This window comes from Vibrio sp. 1249-1, assembly GCF_033340495.1.
Genome location: NZ_JAWOWJ010000576.1, coordinates 1 through 688, shown reverse-complemented (window position 1 = coordinate 688; position 688 = coordinate 1). Strand labels below are relative to the sequence as shown.

The 688-nt window shown below is 44.6% G+C and carries 1 protein-coding gene; it reads right to left on the bottom strand.

The window, feature by feature from the left end:
- On the bottom strand, window positions 1-621 hold a 621-nt coding region (locus tag R7Z50_RS27710; protein ID WP_318149783.1), incomplete at its 3' end, for a transcriptional regulator.
- Window positions 622-688 lie beyond the last annotated feature (67 nt).

Sequence of the window (688 nt, the reverse complement as noted above, 5' to 3'; positions counted from 1 at the left end):
ATCGCGCGATATACCAAGATGGTTTGCAACCATTAAAACAGCATCTTTGTATTTAAAAATGCCTAGGCCATGCAGTCGCGTCACCAGTTCACGGTTACGTTTAGAAGGCGCAATGGCTTCATTTTCCCACACTTCTGTTTGTACGGTTTCTATCGTGCTGATGATGGTTTCATCGATATTACGCGCAAACGTTTCTGGTGAGCGAGCACCACCAACACAACACTCGGTGTGTTGCTGAGGCAGCATTGCCTTTAAAAACGCCTGCATCGGTGCATCCATATCCACGTTGATACACAGCAAACCAATCGGTTTGTTTTTTGGATTTCTGACAATTGTCGTAATGGAGTGCAAGGTCTTTCCGTTCGACGTTTTCGTCAGGTACGAATCAGAAACGTCCTTGCCCTCTCTTAACTTCATTCTCGCTAAGTTGGTAATTGGGGCACCTTCACTGCGTTCCGTCACGTGCCCATTTGCGATTTTGATGATTTCCGGCGCTTCGGCATCTAAGCTGTGGAGAACCACTTCAGTGTGTTCACCATACATACGTGCAATGCCATCCACGACGTTTTTCATAGAGTTCAAAATATCGAGATCACTCTTGGTGAGTTTCTTTAGTAGCAATGTTACTTCCCTTAGCAAAAACTGGAGGTTAGGCCGACATAATATCGATAATAGATTTGTCAGTATA